Source organism: Mycobacterium sp. (genome assembly GCF_040398885.1).
In the GTDB taxonomy this organism is placed as follows: domain Bacteria; phylum Actinomycetota; class Actinomycetes; order Mycobacteriales; family Mycobacteriaceae; genus Mycobacterium.
Genome location: NZ_JBBATF010000094.1, coordinates 1 through 12164, shown reverse-complemented (window position 1 = coordinate 12164; position 12164 = coordinate 1). Strand labels below are relative to the sequence as shown.

The window sequence follows — 12164 nt, the reverse complement described above, 5'->3', positions numbered from 1 at the left end:
ATGCCGTTGGGCGAGATCATCTTCGACTTCTTCGACTCGCTGAAGTCGCGCACCCGCGGCTACGCCAGCCTGGACTACGAGGAGGCCGGCGAGCAGGCGGCCGACCTGGTGAAGGTGGACATCCTGCTGCAGGGCGAGGCCGTAGACGCGTTCAGCGCCATCGTGCACAAGGACTCCGCGCAGGCCTACGGCAACAAGATGACCGTCAAGCTCAAGGAACTCATCCCCCGCCAGCAGTTCGAGGTCCCGGTCCAGGCCGCGATCGGCTCGAAAATCATTGCCCGCGAGAACATCCGGGCCATCCGCAAAGACGTGCTGGCCAAGTGCTACGGCGGTGACATCACCCGCAAGCGCAAGCTGCTGGAGAAGCAGAAGGAAGGCAAGAAGCGGATGAAGACCATCGGGCGGGTCGACGTCCCCCAGGAGGCCTTCGTAGCGGCGCTGTCGACCGACGCGGGCGGCGACAAGGCCGGCGACAAGACGCGGAAGTAGGGGGCCATTTCCTCCGTTCGGGCGATCGTGGTGGGGCGGGGGGCCGTCGCCGCCCTTTGCGCTGTCCTGGTGGCCGGGTGCGAGACCAGAGTCGACGGTGCCCCGGTGGGCCGGCTGGCGCTGAACCTGCCGGAGGTGCTGCCCAGCGCCGAGCAGGTCGCCGCGGCTGTCGGTAATCAGCTCGACCCCGCCGGTCCGCCGATGGTCGGCGGGAAGGCGCTGTTGCCCAACGGTTTTCGCGACAGCGAGGATGTCTCTCCGCTGGAGTGTCTCGGCGCCGCGACACCCTTGATGCGGGTGGTCTACGAGCAGGGGGATGTCCGCCAGGTCGCGCTGCAGGACTTCAGCCGCTACGGCGAGGGGCTGACCGTCTCCAGCGCGCATACCGGGGTGGTGGAGTTCGGCTCCGAGGCCGAAGCGGGGCGGATGTTCGAGGTATTCGCCTCGCAGTGGCGGTCCTGTGCCGGAACCCGGGTCAGCGTGCATGTCACGGCCAGGTCGTCGCTGGACTGGACGGTCACCGATGTGCGGGAGTCCGACGGGATTCTGTCGACGACGGTGCTCAACGGCGAATCCGACCGGGACACGGCGTTCCCGACCGAGCACGCGGTGGGTCTGGTGTCCAACTACCTCATCGACGTCGACGTGGCGGTGACCGACGGGGACCCGTCCCGGCGGGTGGCCGGCGGACGGGCCGCCGAACTCGTCCGGGAGATCCGCGGAAACATCAACCGCGCGCGGTGAGACTAGGCCGGCGCGTTGGCGGGCTGGAAAATCCCGGTGCCGTCGGCCTGCTCCTCGGCGCGGATCACGTGCACCACCGCGTTGATCAGCGCCAGGTGTGTGAACGCCTGCGGGAAGTTCCCCAGGTGCCGGCCGGTGGACGGCTCGATCTCCTCGGCGTAGAGGTGCAGCGGGCTGGCGAAGGACAGCAGCTTCTCGCACAGATGCCGGGCCCGGCTCACCTCGCCGATCTCCACCAGTGCCGAGACCAGCCAGAACGAGCAGATGGTGAAGGCGCCCTCCTCGCCGGACAGGCCGTCATCGGTCTCCTCGGTCCGGTACCGCAGCACCAGGCCGTCCTCGGTGAGTTCGTCGGCGATTGCCAGCACGGTGGCCCGGACCCGCGGATCACCCGGGGGCAGGAACCGCACCAGCGGCACCAGAAGCAGCGAGGCGTCCAGGGCGTCGTTGCCGTAGCGCTGGGTCAGCACGCCGCGGGCGTCCACGCCGTTGGCCAGAATGTCGGCCTTGATCTCCTCGGCGATCACCCGCCACTGCCGGGCGTAGCTGTGGGCGCCCTGCAGGTCCGCCAGCTTGGCGCCGCGGTCCAGGGCCACCCAGCACATTACCTTCGATGAGGTGAAGTGCTGCGGTTCCCCGCGCACCTCCCAGATCCCGCGGTCGGGTTCGCGCCAGTGCGCGATGGCCTCATCGACCTGTTCCTTGAGCACCGGCCACAGCGCGTCGGAGATGTTCTCCCTCGACTTGCAGTGCAGGTAAACCGAATCCAGCATGGTGCCCCAGATGTCGTGCTGGCGCTGGTCGAAGGCGCCGTTGCCGATCCGCACCGGCCGGGCCCCGTCGTAGCCGGACAGGTGGGTCAGTTCCTCCTCGACCAGCTCACGCTCGCCGCCGACGCCGTACATCACCTGAAGACGGTGACGCGCACCGTTATTCGCACCGGAGACGTCGGCGATGAACGAGAAGAAGTCGTCGGCCTCCCGGTCCAGGCCCAGGGTGTAGAGGCCCCACAGCGCGAACGTCGAATCCCGCACCCACGCGTATCGGTAGTCCCAGTTGCGTTCCCCGCGTGGGGTTTCCGGCAGCGACGTGGTGCTGGCGGCCAGCAGTGCGCCGGTGGGGGAGTAGGCCAGGCCCTTCAGCGTCAGGGCGCTGCGCTGCAGATACGCCCGCCACGGGTGGTCGGGGAAGTGTCCGACGTTGATCCACTGCCGCCACGCCTCGGCGGTCTGCCACATCTTTTCGGCGGCTTGCCCGTAGTCGTTCGGCGACGGGTGCTTCGACCATGACAGTGCGACGAAGACGTCGTCGCCCTCTTTGAGGCGGGTGCGGGCCCGGGCTTCGCGGCCTTCCAGGCCGATCCGCAGGTTGGTCGTCAGCCGTATCGTGGGATGGGCGTCAGGGTCGGTGCGGGCCCGCGCGACGGCCTCGCCGTAGGCGCTGGCCGAGTATTCCCATTCCGCGGTGATCCGGCCGTAGTCGAAGGCCGGCTCGCAGTTCATCAGCAGTTCGACGGTGCCGCTCACACACCGGACGGTGCGCAGCAGGATGTGCTCGGCGTCCCAGTCCATCGGAGTGCGGCGGTGGGTTCGCGACCGGGCGTCGACGTCGTGCCAGGGCCCCATCACCAGCGCGTCGCGGACGATGACCCATCCGGTCGGGGTCTGCCAGGTGGTCTCCATGATCAGGCTGCCCGGCAGGTAGCGGCGGGCCGCCGGCACCGAGACGCCGTAGGGCGCCAGCCGGAAGTGACCGGCGCCCCGGTCCAGGATCGAGCCGAACACGCTGGGCGAGTCCGGTCGCGGCACGCACATCCACTCCACCGAGCCCGCCCCGGAGATCAGACAGGTGTTCTCGCAGTCGGACAGGAACGCGTAGTCGGCGATCGGCGGGAACTGGCTGCGCATCGAACCGGGATGACCGTCGCGCTGGGAGTGCCCGTCGACGTCTCCACCTGCTGGTTGAGCCTGAAGCACCATGCCGTCATCATGGTCGGCCGCGGCGTCCGTCGTCCCCCGAACCGGCGAGATAGGGTGACCGATGTGTCCGGTTTCCTCGGCTGGTGGGACGGCTTCGAACTGTGGCTGTCCGGACTGGGCTTCGTGCCGCAGGCCCTCATCGTGATGCCGGTGGTGCTGGCCCTGGCCTACGGGATCGCGGTGGCCGTCGACGCGGTGCTCGGCGGCGGTATCCGGGTGCTGCGCCGGCTTCGCGGGGGAACCGGAGGCGGCCGGTGAACGGGTTGCCCCGGTCCCGGGTGACCCTGGCGCTGGTCGCGTTGCTGCTCCTGGTCGCCCTGGCCTGGTTGCTCAACCGCTGACACGGCCGCCGCGTGCCGGCTCTGTTAGGATTCCGGCCATGCGTACGGTGTCCGTTATCGGCAGTGCCCTGAGGGCTGCCGCTTTCGACGCCACCGCTGTCTGCTGTTGTCGCTGACCCTCCCTGCCCGTCGGAGCTGGTGGTGACCATGGCATGTCGCATGTCAACCCCTCGTCTGCGGGCGTGCTCCAACCCCTGACGAGAAAGGCCTGTTCATGTTCGCCAAATCCCCGCGCCGTCGGCGCACCGCCGCCGCGCTCGCCGCCACCGCCGCCCTGCTGGCCGGTTGCGGCGGTGGCGCCAGCGACGTGGTCGGCGGCGACGCCTCGGATGCCGAGACCACCCTGACCCTGGTGGCCTACGCCGTGCCCGAACCGGGCTGGAGCAAGGTCATCCCGGCCTTCGCCGCGACCCCGGAGGGCCAGGGGGTGGCGGTCACGACGTCCTACGGCGCCTCCGGCGACCAGTCCCGCGCGGTGGTGGACGGCAAGCCCGCCGACATCGTCAACTTCTCCGTCGAGCCCGACGTCACCCGGCTGGTCAAGGCCGGCAAGGTCACCCCGGAGTGGAACGCCGACGTCACCAAGGGCATCCCGTTCGGCTCGGTGGTCTCACTGGTGGTCCGCAAGGGCAACCCGAAGAACATCAAGGACTGGGACGACCTGCTGGCGCCCGGCATCGAGGTGGTCACCCCCAGCCCGCTGAGTTCCGGCTCGGCCAAGTGGAACCTGCTGGCCCCCTACGCCGCCAAGAGCGACGGCGGCAAGAACCGGCAGGCCGGCCTGGACTGGGTGTCCAAACTGGTCTCCGACCACATCAAGACCCGGCCCGGGTCCGGACGGGAGGCCACCGACGTGTTCCTGCAGGGCACCGGGGACGTGCTGATCAGCTACGAGAACGAGGCGATCAACATCGAGCGGCAAGGAAAGGACGTCGAGCACGTCAACCCGCCGCAGAACTTCAAGATCGAGAACCCGGTGGCCGTCGTCTCCACCGGCGCCCACCTCGACAAGGCCACGGCCCTGAAGAACTTCCTGTTCACCCCCGCCGGCCAGAAGATCTGGGCGCAGGCCGGCTTCCGGCCCGTCGACCCGGCGGTGGCCGCCGATTTCGCCAAGGACTTCCCGGCCCCGCAGAAGCTTTGGACGATCACCGACCTGGGCGGCTGGAGCGCGGTGGACACCGCCCTGTTCGACAAGGAGAACGGGGCCATCACGACCATCTACAAGAAGGCGACCGGATGACGGCTGCCGCCGAGACCCGGGCGGCTCTGTCCAGCCCGCGGCGAGGGTCGACCCCGGCATTGGCCGGGGCGGCCTCGCTGTGGCTGAGCGTCATCGTCCTGCTGCCGTTGGCGGCGATCGTCTGGCAGTCCGGTAAGGGCGGCCGGCGGGCGTTCATCGAGGCGGTCACCTCCGGCGCCGCGCTGGAGTCCTTCCGGGTGACGCTGACCGTCGCGGTCGGGGTCACCCTGGTCAACGCCGTCCTCGGACTGCTGGTGGCCTGGGTGCTCACCCGCGACGACTTCGCCGGCAAGCGGTTGGTCGACACGGTGATCGACCTGCCGTTCGCGCTGCCCACCATCGTGGCCAGCCTGGTCATGCTCGCCCTCTACGGTCCCGGCAGCCCGGTGAAACTGCATCTGCAGCACACCAAGTGGGGGATCGGGGTGGCGCTGCTGTTCGTCACGCTGCCCTTCGTGGTGCGGACCGTGCAACCGGTGCTGCTGGAACTGGATCGGGAGACCGAGGAGGCCGCGGCTTCGCTGGGGGCCACCAACCCGGTGATCTTCACCCGGGTGATCCTGCCCGCGCTGCTTCCCGCGCTGCTGACCGGAGCCGGCCTGGCGTTCTCCCGCGCCATCGGCGAGTTCGGGTCGGTGGTGCTGATCGGCGGGGCGGTCCCCGGCGAGACCGAGGTGTCCTCGCAGTGGATCCGGACCCTCATCGAGAACGACGACCGCACCGGTGCGGCCGCGATTTCTATTGTGCTGCTGGTGGTTTCGTTTCTGGTGCTGTTCGTGCTCAGGATCATCGGATCGCGCGCGGCCCGGCGTCAGGAGCTTTCCGCGTGACGCTCTCACCGCTGGCGCGCTACCTGGCCCGGTACCTCGCGCTGGCCTACGTGGTGATCCTGGTGGTCGTCCCGGTCGGGCTGATCCTGCTTCGGACCTTCACCCCGGGGTTCGGTGCGTTCGTGGACTCGATCACCACCCCCGCTGCCGTCTCGGCGCTCAACCTCTCGCTGCTCGTCGTCGCGATCGTTGTTCCGCTCAACGTGATTTTCGGCGTGCCGACCGCGCTTCTGCTGGCCCGCAAGCGGTTTCGCGGCAAGGGAGTACTCCAGGCCGTCATCGACCTGCCGTTCGCGGTGTCGCCCGTCGTCGTCGGCGTGGCGCTGATCCTGCTGTGGGGCACCGCCGGAGCCTTCGGCTTCGTCGAGAACAGCCTGGGCGTCAAGATCATCTTCGGCCTGCCCGGCATCGTCCTGGCGAGCATCTTCGTCACGGTGCCGTTCGTCATCCGGGAGGTCGAACCGGTCCTGCACGAACTGGGCACCGAACAGGAGGAGGCCGCCGCGACGCTGGGATCGACGTGGTGGCAGACGTTCTGGCGGATCACCCTGCCGTCGATCCGCTGGGGGCTCACCTACGGGATCGTGCTGACGGTGGCCCGCACCCTGGGGGAGTACGGTGCGGTCCTGATGGTGTCGTCCAACCTGCCCGGCAAATCGCAGACCCTGACCCTGTTGGTGAGTGACCGCTACAACCGGGGCGCCGAATACGGCGCCTACGCCATCTCCACACTGCTGATGATGGTGGCGGTGCTGGTGGTGGTGGCACAGGTGGTTCTCGAGGCCCGGAGGAGCCGGACGTGACCGACAACGCCATCGTCGTCAGCGGCGCTAACAAGCGCTACGGCGACTTCAACGCCCTCGACGACGTGGACTTCGTCGTGCCCGACGGATCGCTGACCGCTCTGCTGGGCCCCAGCGGTTCGGGCAAGTCCACCCTGTTGCGGGCGATCGCGGGTCTGGACCAGCCCGACAGCGGCACCGTGGTGATCCACGGCCGCGACGTGACCAATGTGCCGCCCCAGCGGCGCGGTATCGGCTTCGTGTTCCAGCATTACGCGGCCTTCAAGCACCTGACCGTGCGCGACAACGTCGCCTTCGGGTTGAAGATCCGCAAGGTCGGCAAAGCCGAGATCGAGCAGAAGGTCGACAACCTGCTCGAGGTGGTCGGCATGGCCGGTTTCCAGACCCGCTACCCGAGCCAGCTGTCCGGTGGTCAGCGTCAGCGGATGGCACTGGCCCGGGCGCTGGCGGTGGATCCGAAGGTGCTGCTGCTCGACGAGCCGTTCGGGGCACTGGACGCCAAGGTCCGCGAGGATCTGCGTTCCTGGCTGCGCCGTCTGCACGACGAGGTACACGTGACCACGGTGCTGGTCACCCACGACCAGGCCGAGGCACTCGACGTCGCCGACCGCATCGCGGTGCTCAACAAGGGCCGCCTCGAACAGGTCGGCACCCCCACCGAGGTCTACGACAGCCCGGCCAACCCGTTCGTGATGTCCTTCCTGGGCACCGTGTCGACGCTGAACGGAATCCTGGTGCGCCCGCACGACATCCGGGTGGGGCGCACGCCGGAGATGGCGATCGCGGCCGGCGACGGAACCGCGGAGAGCACCGGCGTGATCCGGGCGGCCATCGACCGGGTGGTGTACCTCGGGTTCGAGGTCCGCGTCGAGATGACCAGCGCCACCACGGGCGAGTCGTTCATCGCCCAGATCACCCGCGGCGACGCCGAGGCCCTGGCGCTGCGAGACGGCGACACCGTCTACGTGCGGGCCACCCGGATCCCGCCGATCGCCGGCACCGTGCAGGCGTCGGAGCAAAGACCATGACCACGATGCGCATCAGGTTCGCCGCTGTTGTCGGTGTACTGGCCGTCGCGACGGCGGGCTGCAGCGTCACCACGTCCGGCACCCCGGACCGGGGTGCCGGGAACGCGACGTCGACAATGACATCCGACGGGACGGCGACCACGCCACCCACCAAGGAGGGCGGCGTGACCGGCGGTAACGGTGGCAATGGCGGTAATGGCGGTAATGGCGGTAATGGCGGCGCGGGCGGCCGGGGCGGCAACGGGGGTGCCGGCGGCAAGGGCGGCCAGGGCGGCCAGGGCGGAAAGGGGGGTGCCGGCGGCCAGGACGGCGCCGACGGCCAGGACGGTGCCGACGGTGCCGACGGTGCCGACGGTGCCGACGGCGCCCCGGGCTGATCGGCCCGCCAGGCCGCCGGCTAGGCCGCCAGTCGCTCCGCTAGCGCCCGATCGAACCGGTCCAGAACCGTCTCGGCCAGCAGAGGGTGCGCGCCGAGGGGTTCGGCCATCGCGGCGCCCAGGTCCGCGGCGACCGCCGCGACACGGTCGGTGATCTTGCCGGGCGCGATGAACCACGGCGCGACCGCGATGCGGTCGGCGCCGTCGCGGCGAAGCGCTGCGATCCCGTCGGCCACCGAGGGTTCGGTGGTGGCGTAGGCCACCCGGACCCGGCCCCACCCACCGCGCGCGGAGAGCGCCGAGGCCAGTGTGGCGGTGCGGGCGTTGGCGGCGGTGTGCGAGGAGCCCACCGCGACGATCAGCACGCCGGATCCGGACGGAACACTGTCGCGGCTCTCGTCCGGCTCGATTTCGGTCAGTCTCTGGTGTGCGACCTCCACCAGGCGCGGGTCCTCACCGAGCGTATCGGCCTGTCGCACCGGGACTTTCGCCGCGTCGATCATCGCGGGGATGTCGACGCGGGCGTGGTAGGCGCTGGCCAGCAGCAGCGGTGTGACCAGTCCCGGCCGGTCGAGGCCGGAGATGACATCCCGCAGGTTCGGTTCGCTGCGTTCGCAGAACGCCACCCGGACGTCGAGCCAGGGCCGCAACCGGCGGATCTGCCCGGCCACCGCGTGAGTGACGACCGACGAGCGCGGGTCGGCGCTGCCGTGGGCGGTCAGGACCATCGCCGGATGGCGCAGGATGCTCATGAGACGTGCAACCCGCACTCGGTCTTGTTCAGGCCCTGCCAGCGTCCGCTGCGCGGGTCGGCACCCTCGACCGGCTTGGTTGTGCACGGCGCGCACCCGATCGACGGATAGCCCTCCTCGACGAGGGTGTTCACCAGAACGCCGTGGGATTCGATGTAGGCCTGCATGTCCTCGTCGGTCCACGCCGCCAGCGGGTTGACCTTCACCAGCTTGAACGCCTCGTCGAAACTGATCAGCGGCGCATTGGCCCGGGTGGGGGATTCCGCCCGGCGGATCCCGGTGACCCAGGCCGCGTAGCCACTGAGCGCACGGCCCAGGGGGACCACCTTGCGCAGCCGGCAGCACTCGTGCGGGTCGCGGGCGAACAGATCCTTGCCCAGCAGCCGATCCTGCTCTGCCACAGTCTGTTCCGGCGTCACATTGACCACCCGGACGTCGTAGACGGCCTCGACGGCGTCGCGGGTTCCGATGGTCTCGGCGAAGTGGTAGCCGGTGTCGAGGAACAGCACGTCCACACCCGGGCGGACCTTGGCGGCCATGTCCACCAGCACCGCGTCCTGCATGTTGGAGGCCACCACATAACTGGAGCCGAAATGCCGGTCGGTCCAGGCCAGCAGTTCCTCGGCGGCGGCGCCATCCAGTTCGGCGGCGCCGCGGGCGGCCAGATCGCGCAGCCGGTCCTCGCTCACCGCAGAGCATCCTCTTCGGCCCGAACCGCCCACTGCGCGAACCGCTCACCGGGTTCGCGCTGGGCGATGAAGTTGCGCACCACCCGTTCGATGTAGTCGCCCAACTCGTCGCTGGTGACCTTGTGCTGGCGAAGTTTCCGGCCGAAATTGCTGTCCAGGCCGAGGCTCCCGCCCAGGTGCACCTGGAAACCCTCGACCGGGCCGTCCCCGTCGTCGATCATCTGGCCCTTGAAGCCGATGTCGGCCACCTGGATCCGCGCGCACGAGTTCGGGCACCCGTTGAGGTGGACGGTGACCGGCACGTCGAGTTCGGCGTTGAGGTCGGCCAGTCGCCGCTCCAGATCCGGCACCAGCGACTGGGCCCGGACCCGGGTCTCGGCGAAGGAAAGCTTGCAGTACTCGATCCCGGTGCAGGCCATCAGGTTTCGCCGCCAGTGCGACGGGGTCGCCGACAGGCCCAGGGCCGCCAGACCGGAGACCAGTTCGTCGACCCGGTCGTCGGGGACGTCCAGGACGATCAGCTTCTGGTGCGGGGTGAACCGGATCCGGTCGGAACCCACCTTCTCGGCCAGGTCGGCGACCCCGGTGAGGATCGTCCCGGACACCCGGCCGGCGATCGCGGCCACCCCGACGGCGTTGAGGCCGTTGCGAAGCCTCTGCACCCCGACATGGTCGATGGGATGGGCGACCGGATCCGGTGCGGGGCCGTCGATCAGCGGCCGCTTCAGGTACTCGGTCTCCAGCACCTCGCGGAACTTGGCAGCACCCCAGTCCTTGACCAGGAACTTCAGCCGTGCCTTGGCCCGCAGCCTGCGGTAGCCGTAGTCGCGGAACAGGCTGACCACGGCCTCCCAGACGTCGGGCACCTCGTCCAACGGCACCCAGGCGCCCAGCCGCTGGGCCAGCATCGGGTTTGTCGACAGGCCGCCGCCCACCCACAGGTCCAGGCCGGGGCCGTGCTCGGGGTGGTTCACCCCGACGAAGGCGACGTCGTTGATCTCGTGCACCACGTCCTGCAGTCCGCTGATGGCGGTCTTGAACTTGCGGGGCAGGTTGGCGTACTCGGGCTTGCCGACGAAGCGGCGCACGATCTCCTCGACCGCGGGAGTGGCGTCGATCACCTCGTCGAGCGACTCACCGGCCAGCGGGGAGCCCAGCACGACGCGCGGGCAGTCGCCGCACGCCTCGGTGGTCTGCAGGCCCACGCTGTCCAGCCGCCGCCAGATCTCGGGCATGTCCTCGATCCGGATCCAGTGGTACTGGACGTTCTGCCGGTCGGAGATGTCGGCGGTGTCGCGGGCGAACTCCGTGGAGATCCGACCGAGCATTCGCAGCGACGCGGCGGTCAGCAGGCCGCCGTCGCTGCGCACCCGCAGCATGAAGTACGGGGCCTCGATCAGGTCGACGTTCTCCTCGCCGGTGAACGTGCCGTCGAAGCCCTCCTTGCGCTGGGTGTAGAGGCCAAGCCAGCGCATCCGGCCGCGCAGATCGGTCTTGTCGATGCTGTCGAAGCCCTGCTTGGAGTAGATCTCCTCGACCCGGGTCCGCACGTTGAGTGCGGGGTCCTCCTTCTTGAAGACCTCGTTGGGGTTGAGCGGCTCGTCCTGGCCGAGGGCCCACTGGCCCTCGTTACGGGGCTTGGCCTGAGTCATCGGGTGCTCCTAATGTGAGGATCCGGCAAATCGAACGACGGCGTCCACCTGGACCGGGGGCGCAGATCCGAAGGCCGGCTGGTTCAGGGGTGGGACGGCTCTACGGCACTAAGCCGGACAACAACAGCTGCAGACCCGCTTGAAGTCGACATGCCGCCGAGCGACGAGCGCAACGGTGCGCATCGGGGACGGCGCGGCGAACACGCGGGTCATTCTGCCACGGCCGGCGCAGGATGGCCTAACCGGGCGGGGGTCCTCTGTGACACCGGGCCCTCCGCGACACCGGGCCCTCTGTGACACCGGGCCCTCTGTGACACCGGGCCCTCTGTGACACCGGGCCCTCTGCGACACTGGGGGCCATGCTGCCTGCTCTGGCGGTGAGCCCGGGATCCGCTTTCGGCGTCTACGTGCACGTGCCGTTCTGCGCCACCCGCTGCGGGTACTGCGACTTCAACACCTACACCGCCGCCGAACTGGGCGGGACCAGCCCGGACGGCTGGCTGGAGGCCCTGCGGGCCGAGCTCGCCCTCGCCGTCGCCACGATCGGGCCGGTGTCCGTCGACACAGTCTTCGTCGGCGGGGGGACCCCCTCACTCCTGGGCCCCGGGCGACTGGCCGGCGTGCTCGACGCCGTCCGCGCCGAGTTCCCGCTGTCACCCGGCGCCGAGGTGAGCACCGAGGCCAACCCGGAATCCACCGACCCGGAGTTCTTCGCGGCCATCCGCGCGGCCGGCTACACCCGGGTGTCGCTGGGCATGCAGTCGGCCTCGGCCCGGGTGCTGGCCGTCCTGGACCGCACCCACTCACCCGGCCGCGCCACCGCCGCGGCCCGGGAAGCGCGGGCCGCCGGGTTCGACCACGTCAACCTCGACCTGATCTACGGCACCCCGGGGGAGTCCGACGCCGACCTGCTGGCCTCGGTGCGGGCCGCACTGGACGCCGGCGTCGACCACATCTCGGCCTACGCGCTCGTGGTCGAGGACGGCACGGCGCTGGCCCGGCGGGTGCGTCGCGGGGAGATCGCCGCCCCCGACGACGACGTGCTGGCCGCGCGCTACCGACTGATCGACCGGGAACTCACCGCCGCGGGGATGGATTGGTACGAGGTGTCCAACTGGAGCCGGCCCGGCGGTCGGTGCCGGCACAACGAGGGTTACTGGGCGGGCGGGAACTGGTGGGGAGCCGGACCGGGTGCGCACGGGTTCGTCGGTGACGTGCGGTGGTGGAATGTCAA

General features: G+C 69.7%; 13 protein-coding genes and 1 pseudogene. 9 read left to right on the top strand and 5 right to left on the bottom strand.

Features of this window, described 5'->3' with window-relative positions:
* Together ADBZ5U_RS10180 and ADBZ5U_RS10175 are read left to right on the top strand one after the other, a co-directional pair.
* Window positions 1-492: pseudogene (locus ADBZ5U_RS10180) on the top strand (elongation factor 4); the annotation flags it as partial.
* A gap of 27 nt (window positions 493-519) precedes the next feature.
* The gene (locus ADBZ5U_RS10175) at window positions 520-1236 is read left to right on the top strand and encodes a sensor domain-containing protein (protein ID WP_526264996.1); all 717 of its coding nucleotides are present in this window, start codon (window positions 520-522) and stop codon (window positions 1234-1236) included.
* Between the two features lie 2 nt (window positions 1237-1238).
* Here ADBZ5U_RS10175 and ADBZ5U_RS10170 read toward each other — a convergent pair whose 3' ends face one another.
* A complete protein-coding gene (locus tag ADBZ5U_RS10170) occupies window positions 1239-3215 on the bottom strand; it encodes a glycoside hydrolase family 15 protein (RefSeq protein ID WP_526264994.1) in 1977 nt (658 codons plus the stop codon).
* Between the two features lie 63 nt (window positions 3216-3278).
* Here ADBZ5U_RS10170 and ADBZ5U_RS10165 point away from each other — a divergent pair, with 63 nt between their 5' ends.
* The 6 genes from ADBZ5U_RS10165 (at window position 3279) to ADBZ5U_RS10140 (ending at window position 7837) form a co-directional block, all read left to right on the top strand.
* Entirely contained in the window at window positions 3279-3473 is a 195-nt protein-coding gene (locus ADBZ5U_RS10165; protein WP_526264992.1) for a hypothetical protein, read from the top strand.
* Window positions 3474-3770: 297 nt separating this feature from the next.
* Window positions 3771-4799, top strand: coding sequence for a sulfate ABC transporter substrate-binding protein (locus ADBZ5U_RS10160; RefSeq protein ID WP_526264990.1), 1029 nt, complete (start codon window positions 3771-3773; stop codon window positions 4797-4799).
* Window positions 4796-5629 (top strand): sulfate ABC transporter permease subunit CysT, encoded by an 834-nt coding sequence (cysT, locus tag ADBZ5U_RS10155; protein ID WP_526264988.1) that lies wholly within the window; start codon window positions 4796-4798, stop codon window positions 5627-5629. Before ADBZ5U_RS10160 ends, cysT begins: the two co-directional genes overlap by 4 nt.
* Entirely contained in the window at window positions 5626-6432 is an 807-nt protein-coding gene (gene cysW / locus ADBZ5U_RS10150) for a sulfate ABC transporter permease subunit CysW (protein WP_526264986.1), read from the top strand. The genes cysT and cysW overlap by 4 nt, the downstream gene beginning before the upstream one ends.
* The gene (locus tag ADBZ5U_RS10145) at window positions 6429-7460 is read left to right on the top strand and encodes a sulfate/molybdate ABC transporter ATP-binding protein (protein ID WP_526264984.1); all 1032 of its coding nucleotides are present in this window, start codon (window positions 6429-6431) and stop codon (window positions 7458-7460) included. Before cysW ends, ADBZ5U_RS10145 begins: the two co-directional genes overlap by 4 nt.
* A complete protein-coding gene (locus tag ADBZ5U_RS10140) occupies window positions 7457-7837 on the top strand; it encodes a hypothetical protein (RefSeq protein ID WP_526264982.1) in 381 nt (126 codons plus the stop codon). The genes ADBZ5U_RS10145 and ADBZ5U_RS10140 overlap by 4 nt, the downstream gene beginning before the upstream one ends.
* A gap of 20 nt (window positions 7838-7857) precedes the next feature.
* On the opposite strand, the gene ADBZ5U_RS10135 is transcribed toward ADBZ5U_RS10140, so the two are convergent.
* From ADBZ5U_RS10135 to ADBZ5U_RS10120, 4 genes are all read right to left on the bottom strand, one after another.
* Entirely contained in the window at window positions 7858-8589 is a 732-nt protein-coding gene (locus ADBZ5U_RS10135; protein WP_526264980.1) for a sirohydrochlorin chelatase, read from the bottom strand.
* Window positions 8586-9278 carry a phosphoadenylyl-sulfate reductase gene (locus tag ADBZ5U_RS10130; RefSeq protein ID WP_526264978.1) on the bottom strand — a complete coding sequence of 231 codons (693 nt, stop codon included), beginning with the start codon at window positions 9276-9278 and terminating at the stop codon, window positions 8586-8588. Before ADBZ5U_RS10130 ends, ADBZ5U_RS10135 begins: the two co-directional genes overlap by 4 nt.
* Window positions 9275-10930 carry a nitrite/sulfite reductase gene (locus tag ADBZ5U_RS10125; protein ID WP_526264976.1) on the bottom strand — a complete coding sequence of 552 codons (1656 nt, stop codon included), beginning with the start codon at window positions 10928-10930 and terminating at the stop codon, window positions 9275-9277. The genes ADBZ5U_RS10130 and ADBZ5U_RS10125 overlap by 4 nt, the downstream gene beginning before the upstream one ends.
* Before the next feature lie 108 nt (window positions 10931-11038).
* The gene (locus ADBZ5U_RS10120; RefSeq protein WP_526265000.1) at window positions 11039-11113 is read right to left on the bottom strand and encodes an Ms4527A family Cys-rich leader peptide; all 75 of its coding nucleotides are present in this window, start codon (window positions 11111-11113) and stop codon (window positions 11039-11041) included.
* Between the two features lie 167 nt (window positions 11114-11280).
* On the opposite strand from ADBZ5U_RS10120, the gene hemW reads away from it, so the two are divergent.
* On the top strand, window positions 11281-12164 hold an 884-nt coding region (gene hemW / locus ADBZ5U_RS10115; protein WP_526264998.1), incomplete at its 3' end, for a radical SAM family heme chaperone HemW.

Bases quoted from the DNA above. Each gene is read 5' to 3' on its own strand.
- ADBZ5U_RS10160 (WP_526264990.1), top strand. From the start codon at position 3,771: ATGTTCGCCAAATCCCCGCGCCGTCGGCGCACCGCCGCCGCGCTCGCC.
- ADBZ5U_RS10125 (WP_526264976.1), bottom strand. From the start codon at position 10,930: ATGACTCAGGCCAAGCCCCGTAACGAGGGCCAGTGGGCCCTCGGCCAG.
- ADBZ5U_RS10170 (WP_526264994.1), bottom strand. From the start codon at position 3,215: ATGGTGCTTCAGGCTCAACCAGCAGGTGGAGACGTCGACGGGCACTCC.
- cysT (WP_526264988.1), top strand. From the start codon at position 4,796: ATGACGGCTGCCGCCGAGACCCGGGCGGCTCTGTCCAGCCCGCGGCGA.
- ADBZ5U_RS10135 (WP_526264980.1), bottom strand. From the start codon at position 8,589: ATGAGCATCCTGCGCCATCCGGCGATGGTCCTGACCGCCCACGGCAGC.
- ADBZ5U_RS10140 (WP_526264982.1), top strand. From the start codon at position 7,457: ATGACCACGATGCGCATCAGGTTCGCCGCTGTTGTCGGTGTACTGGCC.